This window comes from Saccharopolyspora sp. NPDC045941, from assembly GCF_056431445.1.
The window spans coordinates 166,301-180,387 of the sequence record NZ_JBWKKU010000010.1; the positions used below are offsets into that span (position 1 = coordinate 166,301).

At 71.0% G+C, this 14,087-nt stretch carries 15 protein-coding genes; 11 read left to right on the forward strand and 4 right to left on the reverse strand.

All coding sequences use genetic code 11. The features are described from left to right. The first annotated feature begins 23 nt into the window (after positions 1-23). Positions 24-791 carry an IclR family transcriptional regulator gene (locus AC07FN_RS11025; RefSeq protein ID WP_452615902.1) on the forward strand — a complete coding sequence of 256 codons (768 nt, stop codon included), beginning with the start codon at positions 24-26 and terminating at the stop codon, positions 789-791. Further along, the gene (locus AC07FN_RS11030; RefSeq protein WP_478395471.1) at positions 791-1,177 is read left to right on the forward strand and encodes a RidA family protein; all 387 of its coding nucleotides are present in this window, start codon (positions 791-793) and stop codon (positions 1,175-1,177) included. Before AC07FN_RS11025 ends, AC07FN_RS11030 begins: the two co-directional genes overlap by 1 nt. A gap of 286 nt (positions 1,178-1,463) precedes the next feature. On the opposite strand, the gene AC07FN_RS11035 is transcribed toward AC07FN_RS11030, so the two are convergent. Further along, a complete protein-coding gene (locus AC07FN_RS11035) occupies positions 1,464-2,102 on the reverse strand; it encodes a LysE family translocator (RefSeq protein ID WP_478395472.1) in 639 nt (212 codons plus the stop codon). 93 nt (positions 2,103-2,195) lie between these two features. Between AC07FN_RS11035 and AC07FN_RS11040 the strand changes: the two genes are divergently transcribed. Then, the gene (locus AC07FN_RS11040) at positions 2,196-3,290 is read left to right on the forward strand and encodes a calcium:cation antiporter (protein WP_478395473.1); all 1,095 of its coding nucleotides are present in this window, start codon (positions 2,196-2,198) and stop codon (positions 3,288-3,290) included. A 53-nt stretch (positions 3,291-3,343) separates the two neighbouring features. Here AC07FN_RS11040 and AC07FN_RS11045 read toward each other — a convergent pair whose 3' ends face one another. Both AC07FN_RS11045 and AC07FN_RS11050 read right to left on the reverse strand, forming a co-directional pair. Next, on the reverse strand, positions 3,344-4,618 hold the full coding sequence (locus AC07FN_RS11045) for an MFS transporter (RefSeq protein ID WP_478395474.1): 1,275 nt from the start codon (positions 4,616-4,618) through the stop codon (positions 3,344-3,346). Beyond that, positions 4,615-5,745 (reverse strand): M20 family metallopeptidase, encoded by a 1,131-nt coding sequence (locus AC07FN_RS11050; protein WP_478395475.1) that lies wholly within the window; start codon positions 5,743-5,745, stop codon positions 4,615-4,617. Before AC07FN_RS11050 ends, AC07FN_RS11045 begins: the two co-directional genes overlap by 4 nt. Positions 5,746-6,002: 257 nt before the next feature. On the opposite strand from AC07FN_RS11050, the gene AC07FN_RS11055 reads away from it, so the two are divergent. Both AC07FN_RS11055 and AC07FN_RS11060 read left to right on the forward strand, forming a co-directional pair. Then, positions 6,003-6,662: a DUF1326 domain-containing protein gene (locus AC07FN_RS11055; protein ID WP_478395476.1), complete on the forward strand. Its 660-nt coding sequence runs from the start codon at positions 6,003-6,005 to the stop codon at positions 6,660-6,662. Then, a complete protein-coding gene (locus tag AC07FN_RS11060; RefSeq protein ID WP_478395477.1) occupies positions 6,659-7,423 on the forward strand; it encodes a DUF2182 domain-containing protein in 765 nt (254 codons plus the stop codon). The genes AC07FN_RS11055 and AC07FN_RS11060 overlap by 4 nt, the downstream gene beginning before the upstream one ends. A gap of 2 nt (positions 7,424-7,425) precedes the next feature. On the opposite strand, the gene AC07FN_RS11065 is transcribed toward AC07FN_RS11060, so the two are convergent. After that, positions 7,426-7,755 (reverse strand): DUF1844 domain-containing protein, encoded by a 330-nt coding sequence (locus AC07FN_RS11065; RefSeq protein WP_218157370.1) that lies wholly within the window; start codon positions 7,753-7,755, stop codon positions 7,426-7,428. Positions 7,756-8,050: 295 nt separating this feature from the next. Between AC07FN_RS11065 and infC the strand changes: the two genes are divergently transcribed. From infC to pheT, 6 genes are all read left to right on the forward strand, one after another. Continuing rightward, the gene (gene infC / locus AC07FN_RS11070; RefSeq protein ID WP_093266843.1) at positions 8,051-8,644 is read left to right on the forward strand and encodes a translation initiation factor IF-3; all 594 of its coding nucleotides are present in this window, start codon (positions 8,051-8,053) and stop codon (positions 8,642-8,644) included. 83 nt (positions 8,645-8,727) lie between these two features. Further along, a complete protein-coding gene (gene rpmI / locus AC07FN_RS11075) occupies positions 8,728-8,922 on the forward strand; it encodes a 50S ribosomal protein L35 (RefSeq protein WP_010313612.1) in 195 nt (64 codons plus the stop codon). A 99-nt stretch (positions 8,923-9,021) separates the two neighbouring features. After that, positions 9,022-9,390 (forward strand): 50S ribosomal protein L20, encoded by a 369-nt coding sequence (gene rplT / locus AC07FN_RS11080; protein ID WP_093266845.1) that lies wholly within the window; start codon positions 9,022-9,024, stop codon positions 9,388-9,390. Next, complete coding sequence (locus AC07FN_RS11085; protein WP_397528999.1) at positions 9,390-10,238, forward strand: TrmH family RNA methyltransferase; 849 nt, start codon at positions 9,390-9,392, stop codon at positions 10,236-10,238. Before rplT ends, AC07FN_RS11085 begins: the two co-directional genes overlap by 1 nt. Before the next feature lie 249 nt (positions 10,239-10,487). After that, positions 10,488-11,549 (forward strand): phenylalanine--tRNA ligase subunit alpha, encoded by a 1,062-nt coding sequence (pheS, locus tag AC07FN_RS11090; RefSeq protein WP_478395478.1) that lies wholly within the window; start codon positions 10,488-10,490, stop codon positions 11,547-11,549. A gap of 45 nt (positions 11,550-11,594) precedes the next feature. Further along, entirely contained in the window at positions 11,595-14,087 is a 2,493-nt protein-coding gene (gene pheT / locus AC07FN_RS11095; protein WP_478395479.1) for a phenylalanine--tRNA ligase subunit beta, read from the forward strand.

The following is a 14,087-nucleotide window of genomic DNA, read 5'->3' on the forward strand; positions in this document are numbered from 1 at the left end:
CACGTCAACGGACGGAGTGGTCGGTGAGCCAGAGCCTGGAACGCGGTCTGACCGTGCTGACCGCACTCGCCGCCGGCCCGCAAACGCTCGACCAGCTCGCGCAGCGCTTGGGCGTGCACAAATCCACCGCCATGCGCCTGCTGCGCACCCTCGAATCGGGCCGCTTCGTGCGCCGCGAGGACGTGCACCACTACCGCCTCGGCAGCGCCCTGTTCGACCTGGCCCACCAAGCGCTGGAAGACCTCGACGTGCGCACCGTCGCCCGCCGGCACCTGGTCGAGCTGGGGGAGATCAGCGGGCACACGGTGCACCTGGCGACCCTCGAAGACGACCAGGTCGTCTACATCGACAAGGTGGACAGCCGTCACCCGGTCAGGATGTACTCCCGCATCGGCCGCCGCGCGCCGGTGCACTGCACGGCCGTGGGCAAGGCCCTGCTGGCCGACTGGCCGACGCAGCAGCGCCGCCGGTTCGCCGAGCAGCTCAAGTACCCGAAGATGACCGCCAACACGATCGACTCGGCCGACCGGTTCCTGACCGAGCTGGACCGGGTGCGAGCCCAGGGCTACGCGGTGGACCGCAGCGAGCACGAGGACTTCATCCACTGCGTCGGGGCGCCGATCCGCAACCACCGCGGCGAGGCCGTCGCCGCGGTCTCGCTCTCGGTTCCCAAGGTATTGATGGACTTCGACGGACTGCTCGGTCTCGTCGACGACGTGCTGCGCGCCGCCGGCGAGGTTTCCGCCGAGCTGGGGTGGCAGCGCAAGAACCCGAAAGGAAAGGAAGTCTGATGGCCAGGACCGTGGTCAGCACTGACAAAGCCCCCAAGCCGCCGGCGAGCATCCCGCTGTCGCAGGGCGTCCGCAAGGGCAACATCCTGCAGGTCTCGGGCCAGACCGCCGTGAACCCGGCGACCGGCAAGGTGGTCGAGGGCGGCGTCCCCGAGCAGACCGAGCAGTGCCTGCGCAACGTCATCGCGATCCTGGAGGCCGAGGGCGGCTCCCTGGAGGACGTGCTGATGCTGCGGGTGTACCTGACGGATGTCTCGCAGTTCGCGGAGATGAACGAGACCTACGCCCGAGTCGTCGGCGAGCTGTTCCCGGCCCGCACGACGGTCTACGTCGGCCTCCCCGCCGGTCTCCTCGTCGAGATCGACGCCCTGGCCGTCCTCGACTGAAGTTCCTGTTTCCAGGCTCGTCTTGCTCAGCGGTGCGGGTGGCGGAACCTCAGAGGCCTTCTCGCTGTGGGATCCCCGACTCATGAATGACCAATTCACCACGTCGGGGCTGTCCTCGCGAGAAGACCTCTGAGAACCCGCGGCGGTGCAAGCTGCGTAGGTGGGCTAAGCGGCTTCGCCGCTTGCGTCGGCATCAGCTCGTGGGGCTTGAGGCGTCGCGGTTGCGGCTTCGAGACAACTGAATGGGGCCGATGAAGGGCGCCTCCAGGCTGGAGGCGCCTTTCGCTCATTCCTTGCGGCCGGTGACGGCGAGGGAGAGGCCGAGGCCGATCATGGCGAAGCCGCCCGCCTTCTGGACCATCGCCAGGCGGCGCGGGGCGCTGGCGAGCCAGTTGCGGGCCGTGGCCGCGAACAGGCCCCAGGCGCTGTCCGAGACCAGCGCGATGCCGATCGGGATCAGGGCGAGCAGCAGCATCTGCACCGGGACGTGGCCCAGCGCGGGATCGACGAACTGCGGAACCACCGCCGTGAAGAAGATGAACGTCTTCGGGTTCGCCACCCCCACCACCACGCCCTCCCGCAGCGTTCGCAGGCCGCCGAAGGCCGGCGCCTGCTCGGGCAGCTGCGCCGCCAGCGGGCGACTGCTGCGCAGCGCCTTGATGCCCAGGTAGACCAGGTACACCGCGCCCGCGATCTTGATCGCGGTGAACACCGCGATCGACTGCGACACCACCGCACCGACGCCGAGCGCGACCGCGACGGCGACCAGGTAGCACCCGATGGCGTTGCCGGCGACGCTGGTCAGCGCGGTGCGCCTGCCGTGCGCCAGGGCCCGGCCGACGACGAACAACACGCTCGGCCCCGGTACCGCGATGATCACGAAGGACATCGCAGCGAACACCAGCAACTGATCGACGGAAACCATTTCGACACACCTCCTCGGACAGCCTGGCAAGCCGCCGCGCCGGACGCCAGCGAGTTCCACCGTTCCGAGCGGGGCCAGATCTACTGTGGACACATGTGGCTGCGTTCGATGTTGTCTCGGAACGTGCTGGTACCGGTGCTTGCGATCGTCGCGCTGGCCATCGCCTGGCCCGGCAAAGGACTCGGCATAGGCATGGTGATCGTCCTCGCGGTCCTGCTCGCGGGCGCAGTGCTCACCGCCGTGCACCACGCCGAGGTCATCGCGCACAAGGTGGGCGAACCGTTCGGCTCGCTGGTCCTGGCGGTCGCCGTCACGGTCATCGAGGTCGGTCTGATCGTCACGCTGATGGTCTCCGGCGGGCCGGAGACCGTGACACTGGCCCGGGACACGATCTTCGCCGCGATCATGATCACCACCAACGGCATCGTCGGGCTGTCCCTCCTGGTGGGCGCCCTGCGCTACGGCGTGACGAGCTTCAACGCCGAAGGCACCGGCGCGGAGCTGGCGACGGTCGCGACGTTGGGCGCGCTGAGCCTGGTGTTCCCGACGTTCACCACCACGGTGCCGGGGCCGGAGTACTCGTCGTCGCAGCTGATCTTCGCCGCGGTCGCGTCGATCGTGCTGTACGCGACCTTCGTGTTCACCCAGACCATCCGGCACCGCGACTTCTTCCTGCCGGTCACCGACGAGGGCACCGTCGCTCCGGAGGACGACCACGCGCCGCCGCCGACCGGCCGCCAGACCGTGGTGAGCATCGTGCTGCTGCTGGTCGCGCTGGTCGCCGTCGTCGGGCTGTCGAAGCTGGAATCCCCGGCGATCGAAGCCGCGGTCGACGCGATCGGCTTCCCGCAGTCCTTCGTCGGCGTGGTGATCGCGATGCTGGTGCTGCTGCCGGAGACGATCGCGGCGGTGCGCGCCGCCCGCCGCCGGCGGATGCAGATCAGCCTCAACCTCGGCTACGGCTCGGCGATCGCCAGCATCGGCCTGACCATCCCGGTGATCGCGCTCGCCACGATCTGGCTGGACGGCCCGCTGCACCTCGGCCTGGGCGGAACCCAGCTGGTGCTGTTCACCCTGACCGTCATCGTCAGCGTCCTCACGGTCGTCCCGGGCCGCGCCACCCGACTCCAGGGCTGCGTCCACTTGGCGCTGCTGGCGGCGTTCCTCTTCCTGGCCATCAACCCGTAGCGACGAACGAAGTGCACCTCCCGCGCGGGAGGTGCACTTCGTTCGTCGTCCGGTCAGCGGCGGCCGGCGAACAGCAGGAGGACCGGCCCGATGATGGTGATCGCGCCCGCCACTACGAACACCCCGCCCCAGCCCCACGCCGAGTCGGCGAGGTAGCCGGTCACCAGCGGCGCGAAGATCGACGCGGACGTCGCGAACATCTGCACCGCGCCCGAGACGGCGCCGTAGCGCGACGCCGGCACCGCTTCGCCCACGATGATCCAGTACTGGGCGCCGGTGAGGTACAGCAGGAACACCACGACGGTCATCACCAGCACCGCGGCGAACGTGCTGGTCAGCGTCGACACCAGGGCGAACAGCAGCGCGGTCGCGGTCAGGCAGACGATCACCATCCAGCGGCGCGGGGCGGCCGAGTCGCCGACCCGCCGGACGAGCCAGTCCGTGGCCACCCCGCCGACGATCAGCCCGATGCAGCCGCCGACCCACGGGATTGCCCCGGAGATCGCCAGCTCGTCCAGGTCGATGCCCCGCTCCTGCACGAGGTAGTTCGGGAACCAGGACACGAACGTCCACAGGATCCACGCGTAACCGAAGTACGCGATCGCGGTCGCCCACACCGCGGGCTTGCGCACGCAGCGCCAGAAGCCGGGCGCGTCCGCCTGCTCCTCGACGCTCGCGACCGCTTGGCCGCCGCGGATCGCCTGCAGCTCGGCGGCGTTGACCTTCGGGTGCTCCTCGGGGGAATCGCGGACGACCGCGAACCAGCCGACCGCGGCCAGCACGCCCAGCGCGCCGAAGACCAGGAACGGGATCCGCCAGTTGCCCTGGGTGGCGTGCATGATGCCGACCACGACCGGCGTGGCGATTGCGCCGCCCAGCGGCGTCGCCGCGTTGGCGATGCCGAGCGCGGTGCCCAGTTCCCGCTTCGGGAACCAGTTGTGCATCAGCTTCGCGGTGACCGTCGCTTGTGGACCCTCGCCGGCGCCGAAGAGGAACCGGATGATCAGCAGGCTGACGAAACCGACGCCGGCGGCGGTCAGCGCGGTGAACGCCGACCAGGCGATCACCGCCCAGCCCATCACGTTGCGCGGCCCGAAGCGGTCGGCCAGCCAGCCGCCGATGAACCCGAACGGCGAGTAGGCGAGCGCGAAGATGCTGGCCAGCCAGCCGAACGCGGCGTTGGAGAAGCCGAACTCGGCGATGATCAGCGGCCCGGCGATGCCGAACGCGGCCCGGTCGGCGTAGTTCAGGCCGAGGATCATGAAGTCCGCGGCCAGCACGCCGAAGCGCCGGCGGGTCGGGGTCGTGGTCGTTGCGGTGGTCGTCATGCCGGGGCACCTCCGGTGCGCAGGACGCGCTCGACGACGTCGACCGCGGTGCGGACCTCGTCGAGCGGAACGGACTCGTCGGCGGTGTGCGCGCAGGCGATCGAGCCCGGCCCGAACACCACGGCGGGCACCCCGTCCAGGGCGATCTTGCTCGCGTCGGTGCCGTAACCGACGCCCAGCGGCGCCGCGTCCAGCCCGGACTCGCGCAGGCTCCCGGCCACGGTGCGGACGAACGGATCGGCCGGGTCGCTGTCCAGCGAGTAGTCGACGATGTGCGGCTCGTGCACCGTCACCGGCCAGCGGTCGGCGAGCTCGGCGCGCAGCGCGGCCCACACCTCGTGCGGGTCCTCGCCGCCGACGGTCCGCCGGTCGATGGTCAGCACGCAGCTGTCCGGCAGGACGTTCGGCCCCTGCCCGCCCTCGATCAGCGTGACCGCGAGCGACGGCGGGCCGACCAACGGGCGGGCCAGCGCCGCCAGCCGCGGGGCGTGTTCGCGCTGCAGGTAGCGCACCACGTCGGCGGCGACCTCTATGGCGTTGGTCTTGTCCCACGGCTGCGAGCTGTGCCCGCCTTCGCCGTGCGCCTCGATGCGGCAGCGCATGCATCCCTTGTGCGCCACCACCGTTCGCAGCTCGGTGGGCTCGCCGATGATCGCGCCGACCGGGGTGGGCAGGCCGCTGGCGCGCAGCGCGGTCACGCCGCGGTACAGGTGCTCCTCGTCGACGACGCCCGCCAGCACCACCGTCCGGGGCCTCGGCCCGCGTTCGGCCAGCCGCGCCATCGCGGTCAGGAAGACCGCCAGCGGCGCCTTCGCGTCGCACGCCCCGCGCCCGTACAGCCGCCCGTCGCGCACCACCGGGTCGAACGGGTCGATCGTCATGCCGTCGGTTTCGACGGTGTCCAAATGGGATTCGAGCAGCAGCGGGCGGTCGTCGTCGCCGGGTAGCGTGACGATCACGTTCCGTCGCCCGTCGAGGACTTCTTCGGTGTGCGCCTGCATTCCGCGTTCGGACGCCCACTGGGCGATGTTCTCGGCGAGCTCGGTTTCGGCCGGTTCAGCGCGCTCTCGCGGATTGATGCTTGGAATGCGAACGAGGTTCGCGAGTAACTCGACCGGATCGGCCACGTTCACCCCTGGAGTCTTTTGTTGTGTGGAGCGAACAAACGCTAAGTCAGCATCGGTCAGTGGTCAAGATCTTGCGGCAGCACAAGGATTTCGGGTATTTACCGTCCACTGTGCATTGCGCGAAATGCAATGTGGTCAACTGTTCATTGCATCAAGTGCAACACGTGCCGCCGCGCGGGTCTTTCGGCCGTGCCGATGGGGATGCGGATCACGGATGCTGGCGGCGGACCACCACCGACGCGCCTCGGGGGACCGACATGAACGCGCCCGGAGTTGCGCAATGGCACCTGGCGGGCGTCTGGTTCGACGCCTGCAAGTGCGCGATCCCGTGCCCCTGCTCGTTCGCCCAGCCGCCGACCTACGGCGATTGCGACGGCGTCCTCCTGTGGCACATCCGCGCCGGCAACTACGGCGACCTGGATCTCGGCGGCCTCAACGTCGCGATGCTCGCGTCCTTCACCGGCAACATCTGGACCCGCGAGCACCACGACGCCCGCGCCGCGGTGTTCTTCGACGAACGCGCCGGCGAGGCGCAGTACGCCGCACTCCGGACGATCTTCACCGGGCGGGCCGGCGGCTGGCCGCAGCAGTTCGGCGAGCTGTTCGGGCCGGAGATCGTGGCCGCGGAGACGAGCCCGATCGAGGTCGCCATCGCCGACGACCTGTCTTCTTGGCAGGTGCGGATCCCCGGCTGCGCGGAGGCCTCCGTCGCCGCGCTCACCGGCCCCACCAGCGCCGAAGGCGCCCGCGTCCAGGTGCACAACCTGCCCGGCGCGGAGGTCGGCCCCGGTCAACCGCCGGCGACCTGGGGGAGGGCGACGTCCGACCGGGCCGACGCGTACGGCTTCAGCTGGGAGCGCGTGGGCAATTCCAGCAAGCTCATCCCGTTCGACTGGACGGGACCGGACGCGGCATGACCCGCGCCGCCGCCCGGCGCGGCATCCCGGCCCCGCGCACCTGGTCGCGCGCGGAGCTCGCGCTGGCGGCCGCACTGCTCGCGCTCGCCGGGACGGCCTGGCTGATCACCGGCCTCGCGGCGATGCCCGACATGAGCGCGGGAATCCTCGCCGGCGCGCCGGCGATGTCCGCCATGCCGCTGTTCCTGCTGATCTGGCCGGTGATGATGGCGGCGATGATGCTGCCCGCCAGCACGCCGTTCACCATCGGCGTGCGCCGGCTGGCCGCGGCGCGCCACGCCCGCCGCGGCACCGTCGCCGCCCTGACGGCGGGCTACCTGGTCGTCTGGAGCGCCGCCGGGGTGCCCGCCTACGCCGTCCTGCGGGGGTTCGACGCGATCGCGATGCGGGGCGAGGAGGTGTCGGTGCGGGTCGGCGCGGTCGTGCTCATTTGCGCGGGCGCGTACCAGTTCACGCCGCTGAAGCGCTGGTGCCTCGCCCGCTGCCGCTCGCCGCTGGCCCTGCTGGTGCGCCACGGCGACACCGCCCTCCGCAGCCGCGCGGGCGCGCTGTGCGTGGGCATGCGCCACGGCGGGTACTGCCTGGGCTGCTGCTGGGCGCTGACCGTCGTGCTGCTCGCCGCGGGCGCCATGAACCTCGTGTGGATGGCGGTCCTGGCCGCGTTGATCGCGCTGGAGAAAGCGGCCCCGCGCGGCGAGGCCATCGGCTTCGCGCTGGGCGTGGCCGCGATCGGCCTCGGCGTCTTCCTGCTCGTCCGGTGAGCTCAGTACACCGGGCCGGTGTACTTCTCGCCCGGGCCCTGCCCCGGGGCGTCCGGGTGGGTGGACGCCTCGCGGAACGCGCGCTGCAGCGTCTGCAGCCCGTCGCGGACCGGGCCCGCGTGCGGCCCCAGGTATTCGACGGAGGCGGTGACCAGCCCGGCAAGCGCGGTGATCAGCCGGCGCGCCTCGTCCAGGTCGCGCTCCGCCGCGGTGTCCGGGTCCTCGGCGGCCAGCCCGAGCTTCTCCGCGGCCGCGGACATCAGCATGACCGCAGCCCGGCTGATCACCTCGACGCTGGGAACATCGGCGAGCTCGCGGACGTTGAGTTCCATATCCGCGTCGGGTACCGGCTCACCTGGCAGGTCGGACGTGTTCGGGGACGGGGTTGGCTGCGGTTCGGTCACGCCTGCTACCCTGACACGCACGACCAGCCCCCGCGAAGGCGGGGGCGGCAAAGTGGAGTCCCGCTCCCACCCGAGTAGCCGCCACAGGCTTCCGGGTTCCGGTCCTGTCGATGGCGCGAGCCATCGGTGGCACGAACGGTATTGCGGTACCGGTTCGATCGGTTTGGAGTCAGGGTCCCGCGGCCCGCGGAAGCGGCAGCCGGCGGGACCTCTGCATTCCGGGGTGAGCTCTACGCGCCGCGGTGCAGTTACTAAGCCATCGAACCGAGGAGGGCCCATCAGCTCCGAGACGCGCATCAACGACCGCATCCGGGTTCCGGAGGTCCGTTTGGTCGGACCCAACGGTGAACAGGTCGGGATCGTCCGCATCGAGGACGCGCTCCGACTTGCCCAGGAAGCGGATCTGGACCTTGTCGAGGTCGCCCCGCAGGCGCGCCCGCCGGTCTGCAAGCTCATGGACTACGGCAAGTTCAAGTACGAGAGCGCGCAGAAGGCTCGCGAATCGCGTCGCAACCAGCAGCAGACCGTCATCAAGGAGCAGAAGCTCCGGCCGAAGATCGACCCGCACGACTACGAGACGAAGAAGGGCCACGTGACCCGCTTCCTCAACCAGGGTCACAAGGTCAAGGTGACGATCATGTTCCGTGGTCGTGAGCAGTCGCGTCCCGAGTTGGGCTTCCGCCTGCTGCAGCGACTGGCCGACGACGTTTCCGAACTCGGATTCATCGAGGCCAACCCGAAGCAGGACGGCCGAAACATGATCATGGTTCTCGCGCCGCACAAGACGAACAAGACCAAGCCCAAGGCGAACGCTTAAGTCCGCAGGGCTCGTGATGTGACGCCGGGCCGGGACGCAGTCCGCGCCCCTGCCCGGCATCAGTACGAAACGAGGACGAGAAGATGCCGAAGAACAAGACCCACAAGGGCACCTCGAAGCGCTTCAAGGTGACCGGCACGGGCAAGCTGCGGCGCGAGCAGGCCGGTCGTCGGCACATCCTGGAGAAGAAGTCCAGCCGTGTCACCCGCCGGCTCGAGGGCACCGAAGCGGTGGCCAAGGCCGACGTCAAGCGCATCAACCGACTGCTGGGTCGCTGAACCCCCGACCCGCTGCTCCCCGGCAGCAGGTCAGCAACGCAGTTCCAGCAACCCGCACGGGCGGTTCCCCGCCCCCGATGAGATGACAGGACGGACCCCGTGGCACGCGTCAAGCGGGCAGTCAACGCCCAGAAGAAGCGCCGCACCATTCTCGAGTCGGCCCGTGGTTACCGCGGTCAGCGCTCCCGGCTGTACCGCAAGGCCAAGGAGCAGATGCTCCACTCGATGACCTACGCCTACCGCGACCGGCGGGCCCGCAAGGGTGACTTCCGGAAGCTGTGGATCACCCGCATCAACGCCGCGACCCGGCAGCACGGCCTGAGCTACAACCGGTTCGTGCAGGGCCTGAAGGCCGCCGAGGTCGAGGTCGACCGGAAGATCCTGGCCGAGCTCGCGGTCAACGACCCGCAGGCGTTCGCCGCGCTGGTCGAGGTCGCGCGCAAGAACCTGCCGGAGAGTGCGGCCTGATCACCGAAGGCCCCTCCGCTGCACCGCGACCCGGGACGACGACTCCGCTGACGGAGCGATCGACCCGGGTCGCGGTCGCTCGCAAGCTCACCCGCCGCGCCGGCCGGGAGAAGGCCGGCGCGTTCCTCGCGGAAGGCGCCCAGGCGGTCGGCGAGGCGCTGACCGCGCACGCCGCCGGGGTGCTGCGGGTGCGCGACGTGTTCGCCACCGAGCAGTCCCGGCACGCCGAGTTCCTCGACCGGGCGCGCGCCGAGTCGGTGCCGGTGCACCTGGTCACCGAGCGCGCCGCTGCGTCGCTGTCGGAGACCGTGACCCCGCAGGGCCTGATCGCGGTCTGCGACCTGCCGGACACCGCGCTGTCCGACGCGCTCGCCGAACGCCCGAACCTGGTCGCGGTGCTGGTCGGCGTGGCAGACCCAGGCAACGCCGGCACGGTGGTCCGGGTCGCGGACGCGGCCGGTGCCGGTGCCGTGCTGTTCGCCGGTGACACCGTCGACGCCTACAACGGCAAGGCGGTGCGAGCGTCCACCGGCAGCCTCTTCCACCTGCCGGTCGCGCGGGACCGCGACGTCTCCGCCGTGCTCGCCGCCTGCCGCGCGGCCGGGCTCCGGCTGGTCGGCGCCGACGGCTACGCCGCGGGCGACCTCGACACGGCCGACCGCGACGGGGAGCTCGCCGAGCCCACGGCGTGGGTGTTCGGCAGCGAGGCCCACGGCCTGCCGGATGAGGTGAAGTCCGAGCTGGACACCACGCTGCGGGTGCCGCTGTACGGGCGCGCCGAAAGCCTGAACCTGGCCACCGCCGCGGCGGTCTGCCTCTACGCCTCGGCCCGCGCCCAGCACCGGTGAAGCCCGGCGATTTCCCCGTCCGCGCTTCGGGGAAGTTGACGATTTCGCGTGAAATCGCGAACCGGCCGGGTCCGGGACCGCGTGTCGGCACCGGATCTCCGCGAAAAGCGGTTGGGGCCGTCGCATAGAATCCAGGGGTCAGGTTGCGGCTTGAGTCGTATGCCAACGAGCAGGTTCGCCGCCCCCGGGCCACCGGTCCGGGAATCGGGTACTGATGCCTGTCGGATCAACGGGAGTCACGCACTAACGATGTCTGGAGCCAACGACCCGTACGACCCGAAAGAGGTCGCCGCGCTGTCGCCGGAGACGCTGGACCGCGCGGTGGTCGAGGCCAGCAAAGCCTTCGCCGCGACCACCGACCTCGATGCGCTGGCGGCCGTCAAGCCCGCGCACCTCGGGGACCGTTCGCCGCTGCTGACCGCGCGCCGGGAGATCGGCGCACTGCCGCCGAAGGCGCGTTCCGAGGCCGGCAAGCGCGTCAACCAGGCCCGCGAGGCGATCCAGGGCGCATTCGACGAGCGCCGCGCCGCCCTGCAGGTCGAGCGCGACGAGCGGGTGCTGCGCGAGGAGACGGTCGACGTCACGCTGCCCTGGGACCGCGTCCCGGCCGGCGCGCGGCACCCGATCACGCAGCTCGCCGAAGAGGTCGAGGACACCTTCGTGGCGATGGGCTGGGAGGTCGCCGAGGGTCCCGAGCTGGAGACCGAGTGGTTCAACTTCGACGCGTTGAACTTCGGCAAGGACCACCCGGCCCGCAGCATGCAGGACACCTTCTACGTCGGTCCGGCGAACTCCGGGCTGGTGCTGCGCACCCACACCTCGCCGTCGCAGATCCGCTCGCTGCTGGAGCGGGACCTGCCGGTGTACGTGGTGTGCCCCGGCCGCACCTTCCGCACCGACGAGCTGGACACCACCCACACCCCAGTGTTCTCGCAGGTCGAGGGCCTGGCGGTGGACAAGGGCCTGACGATGGCGCATCTCAAGGGCACCTTGGACGCGTTCGCCCGGGCGATGTTCGGCCCGGACTCCAAGACCCGGTTGCGGCCGTCGTTCTTCCCGTTCACCGAGCCGTCGGCGGAGATGGACGTGTGGTTCCCGGAGAAGAAGGGCGGCGCCGGCTGGGTCGAGTGGGGCGGCTGCGGCATGGTCAACCCGAACGTGCTGCGCGCCTGCGGCGTCGACCCCGACGTCTACACCGGCTTCGCGTTCGGCATGGGGCTGGAGCGCACGCTGCAGTTCCGCAACGGCATCCCGGACATGCGCGACATCGTCGAGGGCGACGTCCGGTTCACCCAGCCGTTCGGCATCTGATGCCCACCGACACCACCCACCTGAACGAGAGAAAGGCCTGACCAAGTGCGGATTCCGGTTTCCTGGCTGGCCGAGCACCTTGAGCTGCCCGAGGAGACGACCGCGGAGACGCTGGCCGAAGCGTTCATCCGGATCGGGTTGGAGGTCGAAGAGGTCGTCCACCTGACCCAGGTGCGCGGGCCGCTCGTGGCCGGTCGCGTCGCCGCGATCGAGGAACTCACCGAGTTCAAGAAGCCGATCCGGTTCTGCCAGGTCGAGGTCGGCGCGGACGACTCCGGCGAGCAGCAGGTGCAGGGCGTCATCTGCGGTGCCCGCAACTTCCAGGAGGGCGACCTGGTCGTGGTCGCGCTGCCCGGTGCGGTGCTGCCCGGCGACTTCGAGATCACCGCCCGCAAGACCTACGGCAAGGTCAGCGAGGGCATGATCTGCTCGGCCAAGGAGCTGGGCATCGGCGAGGACCACGACGGCATCCTGGTGCTGCCGCCCGGTTCGGCCGACCCCGGCGACGACGCGGTCGAGCTGGTGGGGCTGGACGACTCGATCATCGAGCTGGCCATCACCCCGGACCGGGGCTACTGCTTCTCGGTGCGCGGCCTGGCCCGCGAGCTGTCCAACGCGCTCGACGTGCCGTTCGGCGACCCGGGCACCCGCCCGGTCCCGGCCGACGACCGGCCCTCGCGCGAGGTGGAGCTGCGCGACCCGAGCGCCTGCTCGCGGTTCGTGCTGCGCCGGGTCACCGGCGTCGACCCGACCGCGCCGAGCCCGTGGTGGCTTCGCCGCCGCCTGGCGCTGGCCGGGATGCGCTCCATCTCGCTGGCCGTGGACGTCACCAACTACGTGATGCTGGAGCTCGGCCAGCCGCTGCACGCCTTCGACACAACGAAGGTGACCGGTGCGCTGGTGGTGCGCCGCGCCGAGCAGGGCGAGAAGCTGACCACCCTGGACGGTCTGAGCCGCGAGCTGGACCCGGACGACATCGTGATCTGCGACGACAGCGGCCCGGTGTCGCTGGCCGGCGTGATGGGCGGCGAGTCCACCGAGATCGGCCACAACACGCACGACGTGCTGCTGGAGGCGGCGAACTGGGATCCGGCCAGCATCGCCCGCACCATCCGCAGGCACAAGCTGCCCAGCGAGGCGGGCAAGCGCTTCGAGCGGACGGTGGACCCGGCGATCGCCGCGGTGGCCACCGAGCTGGCCGCGCAGCTGCTGGTCCGCTACGGCGACGGCACCATCGCGCCGGGCCGCACCGACGTCGGCGAGCCGAAGCAGCCCGAGCCGGTGACCATGCCGCTGGCGCTGCCGGACAAGATCGCCGGGGTGTACTACGACCGCGGCGTGACCGCCCGGCGGCTGGGCCAGATCGGCTGCCGCATCGAGGTCGGCACCTCCGACGAGGGCGTCGGCCTGGTCACCGCGACCCCGCCGACGTGGCGGCCGGACCTGAAGCAGCCGTACGACCTGGTCGAGGAAGTGCTGCGCCTGGAGGGGTACCACACGATCCCCTCGGTGCTGCCCGCCGCGCCCGCCGGGCGCGGGCTCACCGCGGAGCAGCGCCGCGAGCGCGCGGTCTCCCGCGCGCTGGCCGGTGAGGGCTACGTCGAGGTCCTGCCGTTCCCGTTCGTCGGGAAGGCGACGCTGGACGACTTCGGCCTCGCCGAGGACGACCCGCGGCGGCGCACCATGACGGTGCTCAACGCGTTGGAGAGCGACCGGTCGCTGCTGACCACGACGCTGCTGACCGGGCTGGCGGAAACCTTGCAGCGCAACGTTTCCCGCGGCCAGCGCGATCTCGCGCTGTTCCACATCGGACAGGTCGTGCAGCCCGCGGAGAACCAGCCCGCGGTGCCTTCGGTCGGCGTGGCGTCGCGGCCCAGCGACGAGGAGATCGCCGCGTTGCACGCGTCGCTGCCGGCACAGCCGAAGCACGTCGCCGTGATGCTGGGCGGCAACCGCGAACACGCCGGCTGGTGGGGCAAGGGCCGCGAGGCGAACTGGGCGGACGCGGTGCAGGCCGCGCGCGTCGTCGCCGAAGCCGCCGGCGTGGAACTGACGGTGAGCGCGGGCGAGCTCGCGCCGTGGCACCCGGGCCGGTGCGCGCAGCTGAAGGCCGGTGACGTCGTCGTCGGCCACGCGGGCGAGCTGCACCCGAAGGTCGTGGAGGCGCTGGGCCTGCCGAAGCGGACCTGCGCGATGGAGCTCGACCTGGACGCCCTGCCGCTGACCGACCGCCGTCCGGCACCGCAGATCTCGGCGTACCCGCCGGTGCTGATGGACATCGCCCTCGTGGTGGATGAGGGCGTGGCCGGGGCCGACGTGATCGACGCGGTCCGAGCTGGCGGCGGCGAGCTGCTGGAGGACGTGCGGCTGTTCGACGTCTACGCCGGTGAGCAGCTCGACGAGGGCAAGAAGTCGCTGGCCCTGGCGCTGCGCTTTCGCGCCTCGGACCGGACGCTCAAGCAGGAGGAGGCCACCGAGGCCCGCGACGCGGCGGTGCGAGCCGCCACCGAGCGCCTCGGCGCCAGCCTCCGAGCCTGA